The sequence below is a fragment of the Megalodesulfovibrio paquesii genome, from assembly GCF_054653055.1.
In genome coordinates this window covers 697,542-718,026 of record NZ_BAAIGQ010000005.1, presented here as the reverse complement: position 1 = coordinate 718,026, position 20,485 = coordinate 697,542, and the positions used below count along the sequence as shown (strand labels likewise).

The following is a 20,485-nucleotide window of genomic DNA, read 5'->3' as shown; positions in this document are numbered from 1 at the left end:
AGCCGCCGTATGTTTTTATAGGGGTCTCCAAGACCCCTTTTTTATTTCCTAATCCACCTGTAGAACTACATAAATCAGCCTGACTAAATGAAATTAGGAATCAATAGAAAAAAATGACCACAACTGGTTGACGCCTGCTACTGCTTTGACTAGAAATACATCCATGCTGGACAGTATTTGTACCAGCTCCCAGGTATTATCCCCTACGACGAACATTGTTTCTCACAAGGAGTTGAGAACTCATGAGCTGTCATCCCTACGAAGAAGAAGGCTGTTACTGCGAGGAAGTGGCCCGCATTGGCGCCCCTGTGTTCCCCTTCACCATGGATGTGTTTGACCCCAAGGAAGGCGCCTTTGGCACGGTGAGCCTGGAGACGCTCAAGGAACAGAAAAAATGGTGCGTGCTGGTGTTCTATCCGGCCGACTTCACCTTTGTCTGCCCCACCGAGCTGGCGGACCTGGCCACCAAGCACGAAGCCCTGACGCGCATGGGCTGCGAAGTGCTTTCCGTTTCCACGGATACCAAGTTCGTGCATCTGGCCTGGCGGCAGACCGAAGGGCTGCTCAAGGACGTGAACTACAAGATGGCTGCCGACCCCACGGGGGAAGTGTCCCGGTACTTTGGCGTGTATGATGAAGAGTCGGGACTGGCGCTGCGCGGCACGTTCATCATCAACCCCGAGGGCGTGCTGGTGAGCAGCGAGGTGAACTTCTACAATGTGGGCCGCAATGCCGACGAATTGGTCCGCAAGATGGAAGCCAACGTCTACCTGATCGACCACCCTGCCGAAGCCTGTCCAGCCAAGTGGGTTCCCGGCGCCAAAACCCTGACGCCTTCCGAAAAGCTGGTGGGCAAAGTGGACGAGGCCCTCAAGTAGGGCTGCACACTCTGCCTGTGCCCTGCGCATGCAACCGGCGGGAGGAACTGCGGGTCCTTCCGCCGGTTTTTTTGAGGGGACTGCGCCGTGCCCGGCAGCGTCAGTAGCCTCTGGGGCCGGAGCTTTCCTCGTCATCAAAGCAGATGCAGCCTTGCGGGCAAAAGCTGACCAGCTCCTGGGCCAACTCCCGAGGCACCAGCTCCTGCAGCTGGCGCGGGCGTTCCATGTTTTCGTCCCAGCCGAAATACTCCGGAGCCAGGCTGGTGCAGGCCTCGCAGGCGGTGCAGTCGCCCAGGTCCATGGTCAGGCGGCGCATGTTCAGGGTGTCGGCAGGACGGGGCATGGGGACTCTCCTTGGTTGGCGTCTTGGTCTTGCAGCATCCTTCTGGTACAATATCCCATCCGCCGGCAGAGGCAAGGGCGGGTCTTCTTTCAAGTTTGCCAGGAGCAACATACCGTGAACCAACACGAACCGCCTTCCGCCGCCGAGCCCTCTCCCGCAACCGAGGGCAGCAACACTTCCGACCCCATACGCGATACGGCTGCGGCAGCGGCCGCTGATCCTTCCGCCGCCGTGCCCGTGCCCGCAGCCACTCCTCCCGCCGTAGAAGAGTCACCCTGCGAAGTGCACCAAAGCCAGGGGTGGCTGCAGCTGTTCTTTCATCGCGGCATCCGCCCTTTTCTGCTGATTGTCCTGTTTTATGCCTTGTATATGGCCTATGGCGTGCTGGAACCGTTCCTGACGCAGATCATCCTGGCCACGGTGCTGGCGGCGCTTTTTTCGCCAGTGCAGGAGCGACTTTCCAGGCGCTTCAAGGGACGCCGCAGCCTGGCAGCCCTGTGCGTGGTGGGGCTGATTTGTCTGGTAATCATACTGCCACTGTATCTGGTGATGGCGGCCATGGTGCAGCAGGGGCTGGACTTCAGCGTCAAGGTCAAGGAGTGGGTGGACCAGGGCGGTCTGGATGCCTACTCCACCGGCGACGTCCTGGAACGCTGGCGCGCCTGGGTGGAGGCGCACCTCCCCTACGTCAAGCTGGAAGATTTTGATGTGGAGAGCAATCTGCTGGCCATATTCAAGAGCGTCTCCGAGCGGTTTCTGGCCCAGGGCGCGGGGCTGGTGGGCAACGTGGCCGGCCTGCTTTCCAATTTCTTCATCATGATGTTCCTGGTGTTTTACCTCTCCCGGGATGGCGGGGCGCTGGTGCACAGAATCAAGGCCCTCTCCCCCCTGCGTGAGGATCAGGAAGACCGCATCATCGTCCGAGTCCGGGCCGTGGCTCGTTCTGTGCTCTTTGGCTCCATCGCCACGGCGGTGATGCAGGGAGTTGCCGGCGGTATCGGCTTTGCCATTGCGGGCATTCCGGCCGTCTTCTGGGGCGTGATGCTCGGGTTCTCTTCCTTCATCCCCGTGGTGGGCACGGCGCTGATCTGGATCCCGGCCGTGGGCTATCTGCTGCTCATGGGCTCCTGGGAACTGGCGCTGTTCCTGGGCGTCTGGTGCGCGGTGGTGGTGGGCTCCATCGACAATTTCGCCCGGCCGTATCTGATGCAGGGCGAGGCGGACATGAGCCCATTTTACATTTTCCTGGCCCTGCTGGGGGGCTTCCAGGCCTATGGGATTCGCGGGTTACTCTATGGCCCGCTGGTGCTGGGCTTTGCCATGGTCATGCTGAGTATCTACCAGGAAGAATTCAACCGCCCGGAACCCGAGGATCCCATTTTCCCGGAATGAACCCCTGTTGCGCTGCCGCAACATCTTCACGAGGCTGTCACTCATTCTCCACAATCCCAGGGCAAAAAGGCGGTGTTTGTCCTGGACTAGAATTAACTTGCCTTTGGAGGAGAATCCCATGATCGCACGCTCTTGTGGCCCGACCCGCCTGGCCCGCCTGGCCCGTGTCGCATGCATGGCGGCCCTGGCCGCCTGCGTGGCGTTTCCTGCTGCAGCGTCTGCCAAGCAGCAAGCCAAGTACATCTTCCTGTTCATCGGCGACGGCATGGGCTTTCCGCAGCGCACTGTTGCGGAACAGTTCCAGGGCAAGCCCCTGGTCATGAACACCTTCCCCGTGCAGGGCATTGCCGCCACCGACGCCGTGGACCGCTTCATCACGGACTCCGGCGCCGCCGCCACTTCCCTGGCTTCCGGCGTGAAGACCCTGGTGGAAAAGATCGGCGTGAACGCCAACCTCAAGCCCGTGAAAACCGTGGCGGAAATGGCCAAGGAAAACGGCATGAAGGTCGCCATCCTGTCCTCTGTGTCCATCGACCACGCCACCCCGGCCTGCTTCTACGCCCACGTGCCCAGCCGTGGCGGCTACCATGAAATCGACATGGCCCTGCCCAACTCCGGCTTCGATTTCTTTGGCGGCGGGGACATGCGTGATCCCGATGGCGCCAGCGCCAAGAAGAAAGACCCCAGCTACCAGCCCCTGGGCGATGCCGTGGCCCTGGCCAAGGAAAAGGGCTATAAGCTCATCACCGACAAGAAAGAATTCATGGCCCTCAAGCCCTCCGACGGCAAGGTGATCGCCTGGAACAACTGGCGTCAGGATGCCGGCGCCCTGCCCTACCAGATCGACACCCGCGGTGAAGACATCAACATTGCCGAATTCACCGGGAAAGCCATTGAAATGGTGGACAACCCCAAGGGCTTCTTCATGATGGTGGAAGGCGGCAAGATCGACTGGGCCTGCCATGCCAACGACGCCGCCTCGGCCATCAAGGACACCCAGATCTTTGACGAAGCCGTCCAGAAGGCCGTTGACTTCGCCAAGAAGCACCCCAACGACACCCTGATCCTCGTGGCCGGCGACCATGAATGCGGCGGCCTCACCCTGGGGTATGCCGGCACCAAGTACGACACCGACTTTGAAGTGCTCGGCTCCCAGAAAATCTCCTTCCAGAAGTTCGATGACGAAACCTTCAAAGACTTCTCCGGCGACTTCGACGCCGCCAAGGCCCTCATTACCGAGAACTTTGGCCTGAAGTTCGAAGGCGACCCCAAGAAGGACGTGATGGTCCTTTCCGAGTACCAGATCAAGCAGCTCCAGGACGCCTTCGAAGCCACCAAGCTGGACAAGAAGGAACTCAAGAAGGAAGAAACCTACGCCCTGTACGGTGGCTACAACCCACTGGGCGTGGCGGTGACCCACATTCTGAACCAGAAGGCCGGCCTCTCCTGGACCTCCTTCTCCCACACCGGCGTGCCCATCTCGGTTTCCGCCATGGGCCCTGGTTCGGAAAAATTCACCGGCGCCTACCACCTGGCCGACATCGCCCTGAAGACCATGGAAGTGATGGGCAACCCCGGCAAGCCCGTGGTCATGGAGTCCACCGCCGCAGCCTCGCCTGAGGTGGTGCCGGCTGCCGTGGCTGCCAAGTAACCTTCCTGCGCATCCTCCCACATGCAACCGGGCGGCGAGGCATTCGGCCTTGCCGCCCGCTTTTTCAGGACCGCCATGCCCTTGCCCTGCTTGCTCCGCCACAAGGAATGCCGCCGCGAAATTGTGCTGGTGGCCGTGTTTTCCGTCATCACCCTGGCCCTGTACTTTCTGCCCACAGGCTACGAACACCGCGGCCAGGATGGCGATTCCGAGCGCATCCGGGGGCGCATCATCAGTGTGGACGACACCCACGTCCAGCGGTTCGGCATCCTGCGCCAGGGGGACCAGGGGGTCATTGTGGAGGCTCTGGAAGGCCGGTTCGCCGGCCGGCAGTTCCGGGCCCATAACGCCCTGCAAGGCCGCATGGATCTGGACAAGCTCTACCAGCCCGGGGACGTTGTGCTGATGGTACTGACCATAGACGCCAATGGAGAGGTCCTGCTGGCCAATCCGCAGGATCATTACCGCCTGGGCTTCGAGATGGTCCTGCTGGGATTGTTCATCGTCCTGCTGTTGCTGTATGGGCAATGGACCGGGCTCAAGGCCCTCATCTCCTTTGCCCTCACCGCGCTGGTGCTCTGGAAAATCCTGGTCCCCAAACTCCTGGACGGCTGGGATCCATTCTGGTTGTCCATCGGCGTGGTCACATTTCTGACCACGTCCATCATCATGCTGGTAGCCGGGCTTTCCCGAAAAGGGGCCGTTGCCCTGCTGGGCTCGCTTCTGGGCATCCTGTGCAGCGCATGCCTGGCCTATTACTTTACCCTGCAATTCAAGGTGCACGGCGCGGTGCTGCCCTTTGCGGAAACCATGCTCTATTCCGGGTTCGGGCATCTTGACTTGGTAAAGCTGTTCGTGGGCTCGGTGTTCATCGCCGCATCGGGCGCCGTGATGGATCTGGCCATGGACGTGGCCGCGGCCATGGATGAGGTGGTCCGCAGCCACCCGGCCATCACCCGGCGGGAGGCCCTGCGCTCTGGCCTGAACGTGGGCCGGGCCGTGGTCGGCACCATGACCACCACCCTCTTGCTGGCCTATTCCGGCGGCTACGTCAGCCTGCTGATGGCCTTCATGGCCCAGGGGGTGCCGCTGACCAACCAGTTCAATCTGCTCTATGTATCTGCCGAAGTGCTCAAGACGCTGGTGGGCAGCTTCGGACTGGTCACCGTGGCGCCGTTCACGGCCATTGTCGGCGCGCTAATGTTTGTGCATCCCAGGCCAGTCAGGGAGACTTCCACCTGAGGCACCAGGCGCGCCCAGGCGCTGTTTCATCTTGCATTTCCGCGGTATTTTTGTAGGACTTGAGCCCCGGACGGACCCTTTTCATCGGGACCTGCCGGGGAACCAGTTACCGAGTCCTGCATGCCACACCACGAGACCGCCCCACCGCCCAGCCCCTCGCTGCGTTCGAGCCTGCCCTGGCTGCTGGCCGTGGCCGGGATGTTCTTTTTGAATTTTGGCGCGCGGGTGATTTTTCCGCCGCTGTTCCCGGTCATTGAGGCGGAGATGGGCTTCAGCCATGCCCAGGCGGCGCGGATGCTGCTGGTGTTCTCCTTCGGGTACAGCGTCTCGCTGTTTTTTTCCGCCGCCGTGGCCAGCCGCATGCAGCACCGGACGCTGGTCTGCGTCTCCACCCTGGGCATGGGGGCCACCATGCTCCTCTCCGGCCTGTGCCATGCGGAGTGGCTGCTGTACCTGGCCCTGCTGCTCTTTGGGGTGTTCGGTGGCTGGTATCTCCCCTCTGGCCTGGCCACCCTGACCTCCCTGGTGGGCCCCAGGCACTACGGTCGGGCCATGTCCATCCACGAGGTTGCGCCCAATCTCAGCTTCATCCTCATGCCGCTGTTCGCCGAAGCCGTCTTGCGCGTGGGGGACTGGCGGATGGTGCTGGAACTGTTTGGCGCCATCATGATGCTGGCCTCCCTGGTTTATTTCAACTGGGGCCGGGGCGGACGATTTCGCGGTGCGCCGCTGCGGGTGGCCCATGTGCGTCGTTTGGTGATCCGCCCTTCCTTCTGGGCTCTGCTGCTGCTGTTTGCCGCCGCCGTGGGCGCCAGCATGGGCCCCTATGCCATGCTCCCGTTGTTCCTCCACGAAATACATCAGTACACGCACAGCCAAGCCAATGAACTGCTGGCCCTTTCCCGCCTGAGCGGGCCGGTGATGGTCTTGTTCGCCGGCGTGGCCACGGACCGTCTTGGCGCACGGCAAACCATCGCCTTGTATCTGGTCTGTTCCGGCCTGACCACGGCAGCGCTGGGATACGCGCATGGCGGATGGCTGGTCGTCGCGGTCATCGCCCAGCCGCTCAGTTCCGTGATCTTTTTCCCTGCGGGATTTGCCTATATCTCCAGATTATTTTCAGAAGAGGATCGCAGCCTGGCGGTCTCGCTCATCGTGCCGGCGGCAATTCTCCTTGGCAATGGCGTGGTGCCACTGCTCCTTGGATGGATGGGCGACAGGCACTGGTTCCATCTGGGATTTTATGCCATCGGCGCGGTGTTGGCTCTGGGCTTGCTCCTGGTGCGGCTACTAGAAGAATCCCCCAACGCAGCGCGCCTGCATCCGTAATAATACTGACTCATTTTCTTTGCTGGAATAATTGTAATTTTCGCCATTTTCATCTATAGAGCCCTCAGGTTTGGCCTTTTGTTGCAATACTTCAGCAACTCACTATAGGATATAGTAGGTACCCTGTGGCGTGGCTTTATGAATTACTGATCGGCCAGGAACTGATCATGCAGTTTGCTGGCGATCCAAACCGGTTCCGCAGCCAGTATTTCGGCTGCAAGCAGGATGCGTTTATCATTGTTCAAATGCCCGGCGTCCCCGGCATTCGTGAAAAGGTGGTTGCCGGAACCGGCCTGGTGGTCCGGTACATGAGCCGGGGCAAGATCTATGGCTTCATGTGTCATCCCCTGACGCATGCCCTGCGCCCATGCCCCATGATCTTTTTGTCCTACCCCCACAGTGTGGAGACGGTGAATCTGCGCAAAACCGAGCGGGTGGACGTGTATCTGGACGCCCAGGTGGTGGCGGAGCAGCACACCCTTTCCGGCCTGATTGTCGATCTGTCTGAGGGCGGCTGCGGCTACACAGCCTCGCGCGGCGCCTGCATCGGCTGGCCCACGCTGGATCCAGGCAATATTGTGTACCTGGACTTCGCCCCCGGCACACAGGAGCGCCACGTCATCGAGGCAGAGGTTGTCAGCTTCAAAAAGGATATTGACACCTTGCGTATGGGCCTCAAGTTCCTGTACACCGAAGACAGTCCGGTACGCCAGGCGGTGCAACGCTACATCGCCACCCTCAACCAGTTCTCCAAGGTCGGCCCACTCTGAGTTCATGCCGTGCCGGACCAAGCATTAAAGGCAGGCTGTTGTGGATATCATTGACTCGGGACATGAGGCGTTTCACTCTTTTTTTGTTGCCAGACAAGCTATTTACGACCGGACTGGCAAACTCTTTGCCTACAAGCTCCTGTTCCGTGACAGCGCGGAGGCCACCACGGCTGTCTTCGATGACCCGGACAAGGCAACCGCGCAGATCATTGCCGATGGCTATGCCCTGGCCAGACATGGCGTGCGGCCCGACATGCCCATGCTTGTCACCCTTTCCTCGAACCTGTTGCGCAACGAAACCGTCCTGGCCCTGGACCCTGCCCAGACCATAGTGCAGGTCATGGACGCCAAAACCCCGGACCGTACCGTGCTTGCCGCCTGCGCCAGGCTCAAGGAAACCGGTTTTGCCATTGCCATCGCCCTGCCTTCCTATGCCGCGCTCATCGAACTGGCGGACATCATCTCCCTGGATCTACGCGGCCGGGAGGATGGCGACATCATCAAGATGATGCAGCGGCTTGCCGGATTCCCAGGGCTGCGCATGGCCGAAAAGGTGGAGGACAAACGGACCTTCCAGATGGCTCGCAGCGCCGGGTTCCATTACTTTCAGGGCTATTACTTTGCCAAACCCCAGGTGCTGCCCGGCAGAAAACTGCAGCCCGCCGCCGCGGCCAAGATGCAGCTGATCAACGAAGTCTCGCATGACGATTTCGATTTCTCCGCCCTGGCCCGCATCATCGGTGCGGACCCATCCCTCAGCCTCAGGCTCCTGCAGTTCATCAATTCCGCCTACATGGCCAGAGCCAAAAAAGTGGAGTCCATTGCCCAGGCCATCACCCTGCTGGGCCAACGGCCGCTCAAGCAATGGCTCATGGCCGTGCTGCTGGCAGACATGAACGGCACCTCTGAAGCGGAGGAGCTGTACTACATGAGCGTGCAGCGCGCCCGGTTCTTCGAATTGCTGGCCGAAAGCACGCCGCATCCGCCCCTTTCCAAGGAAGCGATGATGCTGGTGGGGCTCTTTTCCAAGCTGGATGCATTGTTGCAAATTCCCATGCAGGACATTCTGGACAACTCACCCCTGGACGATGCCGTGCGCAGCACCCTGCTGGGCAGCCATGAGGCCTCCAACTGGATTCGGCTGAGCGAGGCAGTGGAAGACGGGCGCTGGGCCGACATGCATGGCACCCTGGGACAGTTCGGGCTCTCGCCGGTCAAGGCTGCTGTGGCCTACAACAAGGCCTCGGTCTGGGCGGCGGAGCTGTTGCAGGGCGCGCAACTCCAGTAGCCTCCACCTGCTTCATTTCCCCTGTTACCCGCGCAGGCCGCCGAGGAATCCGTGTCGCGCTGTAACCAGGACTTGACCTCCGGCGGCATCCGCCTATGTTCTACCCATGGCCAAACCACCTGCAGACAACCCCTTTGCCAAGCTGGACCGCCGGCAGTTCCCCAAACGCCGCGCGCAGGAAAAGCCGGTCCACGAACCGCGCATCGCCGCTGCTGACCCCTCAGGCGCACCCGAGGAAGGCTCCCTTTTTGAACGCGCCATGCAGGACGTCGCTCCCCTGGGCGGCGCGGCCCGCAAGGCTCGCGAGCTGGCCCCGCCCGCGCCACCACCACCGCCACCAGACCCGGATGAGGAAGCCCGGCGCTCCCTCAAGGCCCTGGTCAACGGCGAGGCGGAGTTCACCCTGGAGCACCTGGACGAATACCTCCTGGGCTACATCGCCCAGCTGGATCGCCGCATCCTCCAGCGCCTGCGCAATGGCGAATACAGCCCCGAGGCCCACCTGGACCTGCACGGGCAGAACACCCTGCAGGCTTTTGATTCCCTCGTGGCCTTCATCCGCCACAATTACCTGCAGGGCAAGCGTTGCGTGCTCGTGGTTACCGGCCGGGGCAAGAACTCGCCCGAGGGTCAGGGCATAATCAAGGACCGCGTCCAGGGCTGGCTGACCCGCGACCCCTTCAAACGTGTGGTCCTGGCCTTCTGCACCGCCCTGCCCAAGCACGGTGGCGCCGGCGCGGTGTACGTCCTGCTGCGCAAATTCAACAAAACCAAGGGCAAGATCGTTTGGGAACGCACGCTGACCGACGATGAGATCTGATCAGGGTCCGGCAAGAATACGCAAAAAACGAGCCGGTCGCGCGGGCGGCCGGCTCGTTTTGCATGCATACGAAACGAGAGATGCAGCGCGGGTTAGCCACCCAGCTCCTTGCTACGCGCCTCCGAAGCCAGGATACCTTCCACGATGGCCGCCCGCACGGCATTGCGGTCAAAGCTGTTGGTGGCGGCGATGGTCGTCCCCGCCGGGGAAGTGACCATCTCCCGCAGCACACTCAGATGTTCGGGCCGGACCTGAGCCAGTTTGGACGAACCTGCGAACAGACAGCGGACCATGTCCGTGGCTTGCGGCCGCGGAAAGCCCATGGTCACCCCGGCTTCCACCATGGCTTCCATCAGGTAGAAGACATAGGCCGGGCCGGAGCCGGCCAGGGCGGTGAAGGCATCGAACCTGGATTCGTCCAGAATAAACACGCGGCCCAGCTTTTCAAACACGCCGGCCACGAACTCCTTGTGCGATTCCTTCAGGTCCGGATCATCCAGGCACACGGCAAACATGCCGGCCTGGACCATGGCCGGCGTGTTGGGCATGACCCGAACCACCGGACAGGCGCCGCTGGACCACTCCTTGAGCTTCTCCAGGGTGATGCCCGCAGCAATGGAGATGAGCGTCTGGCTGGGGGCCAGCCGGCGGCCCAGGTCGTCCAGCACGCGGTGCATCTGCTGGGGCTTGATGGCCAAGAGCAGATAGTCCACGCCCTCGGCCAGGTCGTGCACGCTGGAGGCGGCCTCAATGGCGCCATCGGCGCACAGGTCGGCCACTTTTTGTTTGTCTGCATCAAAGCAGCGCAGGGTCAGCCCCGGCGTGCCGGAGAGCCCGCGCAGAATGGCCCCGCCCATGTTGCCGCAGCCCAGGCAGCCCAGCGTCTTTTCCATTAGCCAACAAGCTCCAATGCGCTGAAGAAGAAGGGAATTTCCTGCGCGGCGGTCTCGGGCGCATCCGAGCCGTGCACGGCGTTCTTTTCCACATCCAGGGCGTACTGCTTGCGGATGGTGCCTTCGGCGGCATTGGCGGGATTGGTGGCGCCCATCAGGTCGCGGTAGGCCTGGATGGCGTTTTCGCCTTCCAGCACGCTGACCACCACCGGGCCGGAGGTCATGAAGTCGCACAGGCTGCCATAGAAGGGGCGCTCCTTGTGCACGGCGTAAAAGGCTTCGGCCTGGGCGCGGGTCAACTGGATCATCTTGGTGGCCTTGATCGTCAGCCCGGAGGCCTGGATCATGGCCAGAATGGCGCCAGCAAGGTTGCGGGAAACGGCGTCAGGCTTGACGATGGACAAGGTTCTCTGAATCATGTGGTTGATTCCTCCAAAGATATTCGTGTCTCGTGCCTCTACCTGGAATTGCGGCGATTTGCAATGCCAGGACGGTGACAATCCAGGAGGCAGCGACTTTTCCCGCCGGGAGGCAGGGCTTTTCACCCCGGATCATTCAGGGATGCTGTAATCCACCGCATTGGTGTCGGGAATGGAGCCCCGCAAGGGTTCCAGGTCTTCCACCCGGACAACCGTCACCCCGGCCCGGCGGGAGTGCGCCCAGCGACGCAGGGCCTCGAAGGTTTCCGGATAGGGATGGCCGATGGCCACAGCCTGCCCGTGCTGGGCGGCAAGGAGTTCTGCCTTGCGGATCTGAAGCAGAATGGCCGAGGCGTCCCGGACCACGTCCAGAAACACGTCGCGCCGATAGGTGGTCAGGCCCATGTCGCGTGCATTCTGGGCCAGGCAGGAGCGTTCGTGGGTCACGGAATCCAGCACGAACAGCCGTTCAGTCTTGATCACTTCCAGCGCCGGCCGCAACAACGCCGCCTGCTGCGTGAAACGGGAGCCCATGTGGTTGTTCACGCCCACGGCATGGGGCACGCCGGCAAGATTGCTCCGGGTCAACCGGCTGATGGTGCCGGCATCCATCCCCACCCGCAGCGCGTCCCGGCCTGGAGAAATGCGCGGATTGACCGGTTCCATGGGCAGGTGAACCATCACCTCCCGGCCGGCCGCGTGGGCCATGTGGGCCACTTCCGCGGCGTGTTCGGTGTAAGGCAGGATGGAAAACACCACAGGCGCGTCCACGGCCAGCAGTTCCCGGGCCTGGGTCAGGCTGGCGCCCATGTCGTCAATGACGATGGCCAGCCGGCCCTCGCCTTTGGGCGGAGGTGTGGGCAATGGCGCGCCGCTGGTGGAAAGAATGAGCTCGTGCGTCAGCCGGCCCATGACCTGAATCCGCCACAGCCCGGGGCGCACCACCTCCAGCGCGGCGTGCGGGGCCTGCCGGGACAACAGTTCCACCAACCGGGCCCGCAGGGCCTGTTCACTGACGGCAGCATCGCCGGTCAAGCGCAAGGTCAGGCGCTGGAAGACATTGCGCGAAGGCCCCACTGAGGCCCCCACCTCCACCACGCCGAGGTGATCGGCGGGAATGCCGCATTGCTGCATGGCCTCCAGCAGAGCGGCGTCCACCTGCCGCACGGTCAGCTCCAGGGGCGCGCCCAGGGCCTCTTCAAAGGCGTCGGGATGCACCACCGGACGAACGATGCGAGTGGGGGTGTCCGGCGATTTCTCCACGGGCGCAGGTCGAATGGCCGGGGCGGCGGTGGGTCGGGGAAAGAGAGGGTAAGCGGAAATGACCGGCAGAGGCGGAGGCGTGGCGGCAAGGCCCTGGACCGCAGCAGTTTCATTTCCTGTTGCGTTGCGAAGTGCAGAGGCTGGCGCGCTGCCTGTTTCATTCCCAGTACCATTCCCCGTTTCGTTGCCCCTTTCATTGCCCGGTGCCAGTATGGTCGCCTGCTGCCAGGGTGAGATGGCGGGAGCCGGGGCAGAGGCCTCAGGTGGGGGATACAAGCCGCCGGTACCAGAGCCGGTACCAGAGGCAGCGTCCGGGTCTGCGGGAGATGAAGCAGGCGGCGTGGAAGGAACGATAATGCGGGCCTCGCCAAACACGCCAGGACGGGCGGTGCCCGAGGCATTGGCCGCCTGCGCCGGCGATGCGGCGAGGACCAGACCCCCGGCAGCCGCGCTGCAGACCAGCGCCACGGCCAGCATCACCGACGGCAAGGCGCGGAGCAATGGCAGACGCATGTGGTGGAATCCTCAGGCCATGAAGCGGGCCGGGCCGGGAAAACCCCGGCCCGCCGCTTGGAATGGAATGGCGTGCGCCCCTATTTGGGGCCGAACCCCGCCGGCGGATTCTTGACGAACTGCAAGGCCAGGCGCAGCTGGTTGTCCTGCTCCAGCATTTCCTGGGCCTTGGACTTGGTCTGGCCGCCGTCCTTGCCCTTGCCCCCGTTTTCCAGGTGCCGGGTCAGGTCCTTTTCCCGCAGGTCGATCATGGCGTTCATGTCGTCCGTGGCCAGGGGCACATGCATGTCGGGCTTGATGCCTTCGGCCTGGATGGTCCGGCCGCTGGGGGTATAGTACAGGGCCGTGGTCAGTTTCATCCCGGCTCCATCTGAAAGGGGGATGATGGTCTGCACCGAGCCCTTGCCAAAAGTCGGCTCTCCGATAAGCAGCGAGCGCTTGTGATCCTGCAGCGCGCCGGCGACGATTTCCGAGGCCGAAGCCGAACCGGCGTTGATCAGCGTGGCCATGGGCACGGTGATGTCTTCGCCAGAACGCGAGGCGGTGAAGTCCTTGCGGTTGCGCTTGTCGCGGCCCTGGATGTAGACGATCATGCCATCGGAAAGGAACAGATCGGCAATGCTCACTGCCTGATCCAGCAATCCGCCAGGGTTGTTGCGCAGGTCCAGGATCACGCCCTTGAGCGGCTTGCCCTTTTTGCGGTAGGCGGCGATGGCGGCTTCCATTTCCTCGGTGGAGTGCTCATTGAACTTGTTGAGCCGCAGGTAGAGGATGCCCTCGTCCAGGGTTTCACTCTTGACGCTGATGATGGGGATGGTGTCCCGCAGGATGGACACCTTTTCCGGCGAGCGGGTGTTCTTGTGCAGGATGGTCAGCAGCACTTCCGAGCCCTTGGGGCCGCGGATGAGCTTGACCGCATCCACCAGCGTCATGCCCTGGGTGGACTTGCCGTCGATTTCCATGATGATATCGCCCGTGCGCAACCCTGCGCGGAAGGCGGGCGTGTCTTCGATGGGAGAAATGACGATGAGCCGGCCGTCCTTGGAGCCGATTTCAATGCCAATCCCGGAAAACTCCCCGGAGGTGCTGACCTGCATTTCGGAGAAGGCTTCCTTGTCCATGAAGGAGGAATGCGGGTCCAGCTTTTCCAGCATGCCGCTGACAGCGCCTTCCACCAGCTCCTGCCGGTTCACGTCGCGAACGTAGTACGTCTCCACCATGTCCAGCACCTGGCTGAACCGTTTGAGGGGATCGTATCGATTCTCCGCCTTGCCCTGGCCATACACGGGGGGAACGGCCACGCACAGCGTGAGCAGCAGCGTGCAACAAATCAAACGAGGATGCATGAATTACGCCTCCGTATGCAATGATGGGCAACGGCATCCGCGCGGGGCCGCGCCGGCTGGGAAGACGGGCGCGTCCTGGCCGCGCTGGTGAGGGTCGAATACGCCCACCCTCCTGGGGCGGGCCAGCTCTGCCGGCAGACACGGGTCACTTGCGTGCCGCCAGCCAAGTTTCCGGGTTAATGGCTTTTTGGTGAAAACGCAATTCGAAATAGAGGCCCGGACCCTTAATGTCCGGATAGAAACCACTGCGCCCCACCACGTCGCCCATGGCCAGCTCCTGGCCCATTTTGACCTTGCTTTCCGCCAGGTAGGCGTACAGGCTGAAATAATCATCACCGTGCATGAGAATGACCACCCGGCCGAACCCGCGCAGGGTATCATCATGCACCACTTTGCCTGCGGCCACGGCGTGCACGCTTGCCCCGTCAGCCACCTTCACGGCCACGCCCCGCACGGGCGGGTTGGCCTCTGGCCGGAAACGTTTGGCCACCTCGCCACCAGCCACGGGCCAGGGCAGGCGCCCCTTGAGCTTGTCCATGGACAGGCGGGTCAGCCCCCGGGGGATTTGCATTGGCGCCGCGGCGGGCGCTTCCGGCTTGCCTACGGCTGCCGGCGGTGCAGACAGCGCCGGTTTTTCCGGCCCCTTGGCCAGCTCCTGCTCCGGTGCGGCGGGGGGCTCATCGTCCAGGGAAGGCAAGGGAGGCGCGGTCGTCTCGGCTTCCAGTTTTTGTTCCAGGGTATAATTGACCGACTTGACGGCCGCGAGGATGGATTTCAAATCCTCTTCAGCCGAGCGTTTTTCCTTGCGCAAGGCAGCCATGCGGGTATCGAAGGCCACCTTTTTGGCCACCAGCTCATCCTTGCGCCCGTTGACGTCCCGAAGCCGGCTGCGGGCGTCTTCCAGCACGGCCTGATGGGCGTTCAGGCCTTCTTCCATGGGCGCCTTGAGTTCTTCCAGTTCCGTGATGCCCTGGGCGGCCACGTCGAACACGCGGGCCAGCCAGGTGAACTGACGGTCCGCCTCATCCCAGGATTCCAGATTTCCGCCGGCATGCGCCAGGTTCTGCACATGCACCGGCCACAGACCGGCCAGAAGCGCGGCCAGATCCTTGCCCTTGGCCTGCTCCTTGCGTTCCAGCACCCCCAGCTGACGGCGCAGGCGCTTTTCCTCGTCCAGCGCTTTGTTCAACCCGGTTTCCGCAGCGCGGACTTCCTTTTCCAGGGCGGCAATCTCATCCGCAGCCTTGGCCAGATCCTTGTGCAGGGCGCGCTCCTCGGCCGTGAGCCGGGCCAGTTCCTGCTCTTTTTCCTGGGCCTCGGGCGTGGCCGGGGCTGCCGCAGTGGGGGGCGCAGCCGGAGATGGCTTCTGGGGGGGGGCCTTGGGTTTTTTGGCCGGCGCAGCCTGCCCTTGCCCCGTCAGGAGCGTCAGGCACAGGACGCAGGCCCACAGCACACCCCGCCACGCGCTCATCGCAGGGCCTCCAGAGGGCAGGAGGCGCACAGGGGTGCGCGCTTCTTGCAGCAGGCGTGGCCCACGCGAACAAGCAAGGCGTGAAATTCATTGTACAACGACACATCCTGGGGCAGGCGGTCCATGCAGTATTCCCGCAACTCGTGGTATGTGACGTCTTCGGGCACCAGCCCGTGTCGTTGAAAAATACGCGCGGTGTAGGCGTCCACCACCATGCTGGGCTGCTGCAAGGCGTACAGCAAAATGGAATCCGCCGTTTCAGGGCCAACACCCTTGACTGTCAGCAGATCATGGCGCAAGGCGTCGAGATTTGCGGCGGCTTCGAGGCTCAGGCGGGACAGATCGAAACGGCACCGGGTCTCCAGCCAGAGGAGCAGATTGCGCAGCCGGGCAGCCTTGAGCCGATAGTATCCCGCGGGCTGGATGCAGGCAGCCAGCTCCTCCTCGGGCAGGGCCAGAAGCGCCGGGCCGGAGAGCAGCTCCCGGGCCTTGAGCACAGCGATGGCCTTTTCGACATTTTTCCAGTTGGTGTTCTGGGTCAGCACCGCCCCCACAAGCACCTCGAAGGCCGACTCCGCAGGCCACCAGCCGGAAGGCCCCAGGGCCTCCAGCATGGCCCGGTGCATGGCCAGGAGATGTGCGGCGGATTCGGTCATGTTCTGGACGGCCAGGCCTGTGTTGTGGTCAATCCAAATGTCTAAAAAAAATCTACCACACTTGCCCCAACGGGGCAACCACAGGCAGACCTGATCCAGCCCAGGCCCGGCCCCCCGCTCAGAATCACATTAAGACCAGATCAGCGCGGCCCATTCGCCCGTCTCCAAAACCCGCGGCGCGCCCAGGCCCAGGGCGGTGTAGGCCCTGGTCACAGCCTCCACCTGAATCACCAGCAGGCCGGAGAGCACCAGCACCCCACCCTCCTTGACCCGGGGCAGCAGATCCGGAGCCAGCTCAATGAGTGGCTCGGCCAGAATGTTCGCCAGCACCAGGTCATAGCGCTCGTCGCCCGCCAGTCCCTGCAAGGCGTCCAGGCCGCCAGTGTAGGTTGCAAACCGGTCGGCCACGGCATTGTTCTCGATGTTCTCCACGCAGTTGTCGTAGGCCTCGGGGTCGATATCCAGGCCGATGCCACTGCCGCCCAGCAGCGCACAGCCAATGCCCAGAATCCCCGAGCCGGTGCCCAGATCCAAAAAGCGGAAGCCCTGCGGCAGCCGGCCGGCCCGATGCAGGCTCGAGAGGGCCTCCAGACACATGGCCGTGGTAGGGTGGTGTCCGGTGCCGAAGGCCATTTTCGGATCAATGACAATGGGGTGGCGGTCACGATACGGGTGTTCCCCGCGCATCCAGGGGGCCAGCACCACAAAATCATCGCCACAGAGCACCGCTGTGAAAAATTCACGCCAGGCCAGGGCCCAGTTGCGGTGGGGGGTTTCCGTAAAGGTGCACACCGCGTCAGGCAACGCCTGTCGCAGCATGGTCGCAATCCCCTGCAACTGCTGGTGGTCTGGATGGTGCAGACGCAAGCGCACGGCATCGGGCTCGGGTAACTCCTCCCAGCCCATGTCCCAGGATGCGGCAAGCAACCCCTGGGCAAGTTCCGCATCCGTAGGAGAACATACTATATCAAGACGATGCAGCACAGTAGCAGTGGAATCGGACATGGGAGCAGAGATCCTTTGTGAAAAATGCAATGCGGCAAGTGCGGCCAGGACGGCCTGTTGCACCAATCAACACGGCCATGACAATGCGGCAAACCGTGTTGGTCCATGCAACAGATTGAATTAATGCGCAATATTTTTTTTGCGATACACCGAAAAACTGTGCCTTGGATATTGACCTTGCTTGTCTATGATACTATAACACGAAATTAGCTTCAAGCGGCATGATTTGTGTTGCGTCCTGGACCGTGGCGGCAGTTGCGATCGATGATGGATGATGCGACGATGCGCACCCCCTTTGATGCGCTCCGACAGGTTTAGACCGATCTGCCCTGAACCATTTGAATCGCTGGATAAACCTTGAGGAGTGTTGATTCATGAAATTGTACGTTGGCAACCTGCCCTTCTCCGCCCAGGAAGACGAACTGAAGAATTACTTTGCCCCCTACGGTGAAGTCCGTTCCGTCAGCCTCATCGCCGACCGTGAAACCGGCCGTATGCGCGGTTTCGGCTTCGTGGAAATGGACGACGAAGGCGGCAAGGCTGCCATTGAAGCGCTGGACGGCAAGCCCTTCGGCGGCCGCAACCTGCGCATCAACGAAGCCCAGGAACGCGCCCCCCGCCCCGGCGGCGGTGGCGGTTTCGGCGGTGGTGGCGGCGGCGGTGGCCGTCCTCCCCGTCGCAACAACTGGTAGGCTCTCACGCCGCCAGGCGTTCAGCACGACCATCCGCGCCGCATCCCTTCGGGGGTGCGGCGTTTTTTTGCGCCCTCCGCCCGGGCCATTCGCGTTGCCGGACTGGTCCAATCCCCCCGGCTCTTGCCCCTGTCGGGGGAGTGGGGAGTTAGTTCCGCCAGCATGCCTGGACACCCCAGAAACGCACAAGGCCGCCTTGCCGGCGGCCCTGTGTATGGAGGCTGGTTCTCCGGAATGATTATGAGGCCGCGGTCTGGCGCTCTTCATCCGCCGGGCCAACCCAGAAATGGGGGTTCCAGGCCACTTCCCAGAGATGCCCGTCAGGATCGGCAAAGTAGCCGGAGTAGCCGCCCCAGTCCGTGTCCTGGGCAGGCTTGATCAGCATGGCTCCCACAGCCACAGCCTGGGCCAGCACAGCGTCGGCTTCTTCCTTGCTGGCCACGTTGTGGGAAAGCGTCACGCCGCTGCACCTGCCCGGCACAAGGGGAGCTGGCGGAGGAACGCCGGCATCGGCCGCCAGTTCGTCACGGTCAAACAGCGCCAGCCATGTGCCGTTCAAGGAGAAAAAGCTGATGGCGCCGGCAAAGGGGAGCCGCGGCAGCCCCAGGCCTTCCTCGTAAAACCGGGTGGCGCGTTCCAGGTCGGTCACGCCCAGGGTGATCATGCTGATGCGAGGTTGCATGCGTGGGGTCCTCCGGTTGCAGTGCTCCAGAAAGCAACAGTCGGGGAGACACGGCCCGCGTCTCCCCGACTGTATTGGGGGCTTTTCCTGAATCGAGACTCAGGCGGGGTTATGCGTCGGCCAGGATCTCTTCCAGGGCCTTGGCAAAGGCTTCCAGATCGGCTTCGCTGATGGTCAGGGGCGGCAGCAACCGCAGTACGCGATCCTGGGTGACGTTGCACAGGAAGCCGGCCTCGAGCAGCTTGGTCCAGATGGGTCCGGCAGAAGAGGCCAGCTCAATGCCGAGCATCAGCCCCAGGCCGCGCACCTGCACCACCTTATTGGGGTATTTGTCCCGGATTTCCAGAAACCGGGCCTTGAAGCGTTCGCCCAGCTTGGCGCTGCGCTCCACCAGCCGTTCCCTCTCCAGGATTTCCAGAACCTTCAGGGCCACGGCCGTCACCACGGGCCCGCCACCAAAGGTGGTGGCGTGGCTGCCGGGGGCAAAGCCGGCGGCAACCTCGTCCGAGGCCAGCATGGCGCCCAGGGGCAGACCGTTGGCCATGCCCTTGGCCATGGTCACGATATCCGGGCTCAGGTCGTGATGCTGGAAGGCGAAGAAGCGGCCCGTGCGGCCCAGACCGGTCTGGATTTCATCCACCATAAAGAGCACGTCATGCTTGCGGCAAAGCGCCTGCACGCCCTGCAGATACTCCCGGGTGGCCGGCCGTACGCCGCCTTCGCCCTGCACCACTTCCACCAAGACCGCGGCCGTGCGCTCGGAGATGGCGGCCTCCATGGCGGCGAGGTCGTCCCAGGCCACGGTGGTGAAGCCTTCGGGCAGGGGGGCATAATATTCCTTGACCTTGGCCTGCCCTGTGGCGGTGATCATACCCAGTGTCCGGCCGTGGAAGGAGCCTTCCAGGGTGATGATTTCGTACGCGTCCCGGCTCTTCACGGTGCGCATGTAGCGCCGGGCGAGTTTGACGGCAGCCTCGTTGGCCTCTGCGCCGGAGTTGCAGAAAAAGGCCTTGCCCAGCCCGGAAAGCCGGGTCAGGGCCTCGGCCAGATTGACCTGCTCCAGGGTGTAGCACAGGTTGGAAGTATGCACCAGGCGCAGCATTTGCTCATAGGCCACCTGGGCCAGATCCTCACGGGAGTGCCCGCAGTTGACCACAGCCACCCCGGCCAGAAGGTCCACATACGCCTTGCCCTCGAAGTCGAAGAGCCGGCAATCCTTGGCCGAAGCGATTTCCAGGGGGTAGCGGCCGTAGGTCCGGCAGATCGAGGCCTGTTCCCTGGCCTTGAGGTTGCTGATCCGTGCGTCCATGATCATGCTCCTTAAAAAATATGTCTTACCGCGAGCCGGTGTGGCCAAAGCCGCCGTCGCCGCGGGTGGTCTCGTTCAATGCTTCCGCTATCACGATCTCCGGCAGCCGGACCGGCATGATCACCAGTTGGGCAATGCGTTCCCCGGGCTCCACGGTGCGCGGCTCCTGCGACGTATTCAGCAGAAAGACCACGATTTCGCCGCGATAGTCCGGATCAATCACCCCCACGCCCTGGGCCACCACGAGGCCGTGCCTGGCCCCCAGCCCGGAGCGGGAGAAGACAAAACCGGCCAGGCCGGCTTCGGTCAGCTCCATGGCGATGCCGGCCGGCATCGCTCGTCGCTCCCCAGGCTGCAGCAGTACTGGCGCCGGGATGCAGGCGCGCAGATCCATGCCCGCACTGCCCTGGGTGGCAGGCCGCGGGCCGTGCTGGCCGTAAAGCTGCGCCCCCAGCGGGGTGAGGGTCAGCTTGAGCTGGGAGGGAGGGGAGGCTGAAACCATTGCTGTTCTCCGAAACGTCAT

General features: G+C 62.7%; 20 protein-coding genes. 9 read left to right on the top strand and 11 right to left on the bottom strand.

The genetic code is table 11. The features are described from left to right. Positions 1-242: 242 nt before the first annotated feature. Positions 243-878 (top strand): peroxiredoxin, encoded by a 636-nt coding sequence (locus tag ACYQ00_RS09815; protein ID WP_460031959.1) that lies wholly within the window; start codon positions 243-245, stop codon positions 876-878. A 100-nt stretch (positions 879-978) separates the two neighbouring features. Here the strand turns inward: ACYQ00_RS09815 and ACYQ00_RS09810 are convergent, their stop codons facing one another. After that, complete coding sequence (locus ACYQ00_RS09810) at positions 979-1,221, bottom strand: ferredoxin (protein ID WP_460031958.1); 243 nt, start codon at positions 1,219-1,221, stop codon at positions 979-981. A 114-nt stretch (positions 1,222-1,335) separates the two neighbouring features. Here ACYQ00_RS09810 and ACYQ00_RS09805 point away from each other — a divergent pair, with 114 nt between their 5' ends. The 7 genes from ACYQ00_RS09805 to ACYQ00_RS09775 all read left to right on the top strand — a co-directional run bounded on the left by ACYQ00_RS09805 (position 1,336) and on the right by ACYQ00_RS09775 (position 9,713). Beyond that, the gene (locus ACYQ00_RS09805; RefSeq protein ID WP_460031957.1) at positions 1,336-2,613 is read left to right on the top strand and encodes an AI-2E family transporter; all 1,278 of its coding nucleotides are present in this window, start codon (positions 1,336-1,338) and stop codon (positions 2,611-2,613) included. A 118-nt stretch (positions 2,614-2,731) separates the two neighbouring features. Next, positions 2,732-4,264 (top strand): alkaline phosphatase, encoded by a 1,533-nt coding sequence (locus ACYQ00_RS09800; protein ID WP_460031956.1) that lies wholly within the window; start codon positions 2,732-2,734, stop codon positions 4,262-4,264. A gap of 75 nt (positions 4,265-4,339) precedes the next feature. Continuing rightward, positions 4,340-5,506, top strand: coding sequence for a YibE/F family protein (locus tag ACYQ00_RS09795; RefSeq protein WP_460031955.1), 1,167 nt, complete (start codon positions 4,340-4,342; stop codon positions 5,504-5,506). Positions 5,507-5,626: 120 nt separating this feature from the next. After that, complete coding sequence (locus tag ACYQ00_RS09790; RefSeq protein WP_460031954.1) at positions 5,627-6,835, top strand: MFS transporter; 1,209 nt, start codon at positions 5,627-5,629, stop codon at positions 6,833-6,835. A 125-nt stretch (positions 6,836-6,960) separates the two neighbouring features. Further along, positions 6,961-7,605, top strand: coding sequence for a flagellar brake protein (locus ACYQ00_RS09785; RefSeq protein WP_460031953.1), 645 nt, complete (start codon positions 6,961-6,963; stop codon positions 7,603-7,605). A 40-nt stretch (positions 7,606-7,645) separates the two neighbouring features. Then, entirely contained in the window at positions 7,646-8,893 is a 1,248-nt protein-coding gene (locus ACYQ00_RS09780) for an EAL and HDOD domain-containing protein (protein WP_460031952.1), read from the top strand. Between the two features lie 106 nt (positions 8,894-8,999). After that, entirely contained in the window at positions 9,000-9,713 is a 714-nt protein-coding gene (locus tag ACYQ00_RS09775) for a Smr/MutS family protein (RefSeq protein WP_460031951.1), read from the top strand. Positions 9,714-9,805: 92 nt separating this feature from the next. Here ACYQ00_RS09775 and proC read toward each other — a convergent pair whose 3' ends face one another. The 7 genes from proC to ACYQ00_RS09740 all read right to left on the bottom strand — a co-directional run bounded on the left by proC (position 9,806) and on the right by ACYQ00_RS09740 (position 17,279). Continuing rightward, complete coding sequence (proC, locus tag ACYQ00_RS09770; protein WP_460031950.1) at positions 9,806-10,606, bottom strand: pyrroline-5-carboxylate reductase; 801 nt, start codon at positions 10,604-10,606, stop codon at positions 9,806-9,808. Continuing rightward, positions 10,606-11,025 carry a nucleoside-diphosphate kinase gene (gene ndk, locus ACYQ00_RS09765; protein WP_460031949.1) on the bottom strand — a complete coding sequence of 140 codons (420 nt, stop codon included), beginning with the start codon at positions 11,023-11,025 and terminating at the stop codon, positions 10,606-10,608. The genes proC and ndk overlap by 1 nt, the downstream gene beginning before the upstream one ends. Positions 11,026-11,157: 132 nt before the next feature. Continuing rightward, positions 11,158-12,801 carry a divergent polysaccharide deacetylase family protein gene (locus ACYQ00_RS09760; protein WP_460031948.1) on the bottom strand — a complete coding sequence of 548 codons (1,644 nt, stop codon included), beginning with the start codon at positions 12,799-12,801 and terminating at the stop codon, positions 11,158-11,160. Positions 12,802-12,881: 80 nt separating this feature from the next. After that, positions 12,882-14,147, bottom strand: coding sequence for a S41 family peptidase (locus ACYQ00_RS09755; RefSeq protein WP_460031947.1), 1,266 nt, complete (start codon positions 14,145-14,147; stop codon positions 12,882-12,884). A 145-nt stretch (positions 14,148-14,292) separates the two neighbouring features. After that, the gene (locus ACYQ00_RS09750) at positions 14,293-15,618 is read right to left on the bottom strand and encodes a murein hydrolase activator EnvC family protein (RefSeq protein WP_460031946.1); all 1,326 of its coding nucleotides are present in this window, start codon (positions 15,616-15,618) and stop codon (positions 14,293-14,295) included. After that, positions 15,615-16,274 carry an endonuclease III domain-containing protein gene (locus ACYQ00_RS09745; RefSeq protein ID WP_460031945.1) on the bottom strand — a complete coding sequence of 220 codons (660 nt, stop codon included), beginning with the start codon at positions 16,272-16,274 and terminating at the stop codon, positions 15,615-15,617. Before ACYQ00_RS09745 ends, ACYQ00_RS09750 begins: the two co-directional genes overlap by 4 nt. Positions 16,275-16,403: 129 nt before the next feature. Beyond that, the gene (locus tag ACYQ00_RS09740) at positions 16,404-17,279 is read right to left on the bottom strand and encodes a 50S ribosomal protein L11 methyltransferase (RefSeq protein ID WP_460031944.1); all 876 of its coding nucleotides are present in this window, start codon (positions 17,277-17,279) and stop codon (positions 16,404-16,406) included. Positions 17,280-17,653: 374 nt separating this feature from the next. Between ACYQ00_RS09740 and ACYQ00_RS09735 the strand changes: the two genes are divergently transcribed. Continuing rightward, positions 17,654-17,971 (top strand): RNA-binding regulator, encoded by a 318-nt coding sequence (locus ACYQ00_RS09735; protein ID WP_460031943.1) that lies wholly within the window; start codon positions 17,654-17,656, stop codon positions 17,969-17,971. A 238-nt stretch (positions 17,972-18,209) separates the two neighbouring features. Here ACYQ00_RS09735 and ACYQ00_RS09730 read toward each other — a convergent pair whose 3' ends face one another. From ACYQ00_RS09730 to dut, 3 genes are all read right to left on the bottom strand, one after another. Continuing rightward, the gene (locus tag ACYQ00_RS09730) at positions 18,210-18,653 is read right to left on the bottom strand and encodes a VOC family protein (RefSeq protein WP_460031942.1); all 444 of its coding nucleotides are present in this window, start codon (positions 18,651-18,653) and stop codon (positions 18,210-18,212) included. A 109-nt stretch (positions 18,654-18,762) separates the two neighbouring features. Continuing rightward, complete coding sequence (locus tag ACYQ00_RS09725) at positions 18,763-19,962, bottom strand: aspartate aminotransferase family protein (RefSeq protein WP_460031941.1); 1,200 nt, start codon at positions 19,960-19,962, stop codon at positions 18,763-18,765. Positions 19,963-19,987: 25 nt separating this feature from the next. Next, positions 19,988-20,464 (bottom strand): dUTP diphosphatase, encoded by a 477-nt coding sequence (gene dut / locus ACYQ00_RS09720; RefSeq protein ID WP_460031940.1) that lies wholly within the window; start codon positions 20,462-20,464, stop codon positions 19,988-19,990. Positions 20,465-20,485: the final 21 nt, after the last annotated feature.

Coding starts and splice junctions, on each gene's coding strand:
- ACYQ00_RS09740 (WP_460031944.1), bottom strand. CDS start 17,279: ATGTCCGATTCCACTGCTACTGTGCTGCATCGTCTTGATATAGTATGT.
- ACYQ00_RS09790 (WP_460031954.1), top strand. CDS start 5,627: ATGCCACACCACGAGACCGCCCCACCGCCCAGCCCCTCGCTGCGTTCG.
- ACYQ00_RS09750 (WP_460031946.1), bottom strand. CDS start 15,618: ATGAGCGCGTGGCGGGGTGTGCTGTGGGCCTGCGTCCTGTGCCTGACG.
- ACYQ00_RS09755 (WP_460031947.1), bottom strand. CDS start 14,147: ATGCATCCTCGTTTGATTTGTTGCACGCTGCTGCTCACGCTGTGCGTG.
- ACYQ00_RS09795 (WP_460031955.1), top strand. CDS start 4,340: ATGCCCTTGCCCTGCTTGCTCCGCCACAAGGAATGCCGCCGCGAAATT.
- ACYQ00_RS09725 (WP_460031941.1), bottom strand. CDS start 19,962: ATGGACGCACGGATCAGCAACCTCAAGGCCAGGGAACAGGCCTCGATC.
- ACYQ00_RS09730 (WP_460031942.1), bottom strand. CDS start 18,653: ATGCAACCTCGCATCAGCATGATCACCCTGGGCGTGACCGACCTGGAA.
- ACYQ00_RS09735 (WP_460031943.1), top strand. CDS start 17,654: ATGAAATTGTACGTTGGCAACCTGCCCTTCTCCGCCCAGGAAGACGAA.
- ACYQ00_RS09745 (WP_460031945.1), bottom strand. CDS start 16,274: ATGACCGAATCCGCCGCACATCTCCTGGCCATGCACCGGGCCATGCTG.
- proC (WP_460031950.1), bottom strand. CDS start 10,606: ATGGAAAAGACGCTGGGCTGCCTGGGCTGCGGCAACATGGGCGGGGCC.
- ACYQ00_RS09775 (WP_460031951.1), top strand. CDS start 9,000: ATGGCCAAACCACCTGCAGACAACCCCTTTGCCAAGCTGGACCGCCGG.
- ACYQ00_RS09810 (WP_460031958.1), bottom strand. CDS start 1,221: ATGCCCCGTCCTGCCGACACCCTGAACATGCGCCGCCTGACCATGGAC.
- ACYQ00_RS09815 (WP_460031959.1), top strand. CDS start 243: ATGAGCTGTCATCCCTACGAAGAAGAAGGCTGTTACTGCGAGGAAGTG.
- dut (WP_460031940.1), bottom strand. CDS start 20,464: ATGGTTTCAGCCTCCCCTCCCTCCCAGCTCAAGCTGACCCTCACCCCG.
- ndk (WP_460031949.1), bottom strand. CDS start 11,025: ATGATTCAGAGAACCTTGTCCATCGTCAAGCCTGACGCCGTTTCCCGC.
- ACYQ00_RS09800 (WP_460031956.1), top strand. CDS start 2,732: ATGATCGCACGCTCTTGTGGCCCGACCCGCCTGGCCCGCCTGGCCCGT.
- ACYQ00_RS09760 (WP_460031948.1), bottom strand. CDS start 12,801: ATGCGTCTGCCATTGCTCCGCGCCTTGCCGTCGGTGATGCTGGCCGTG.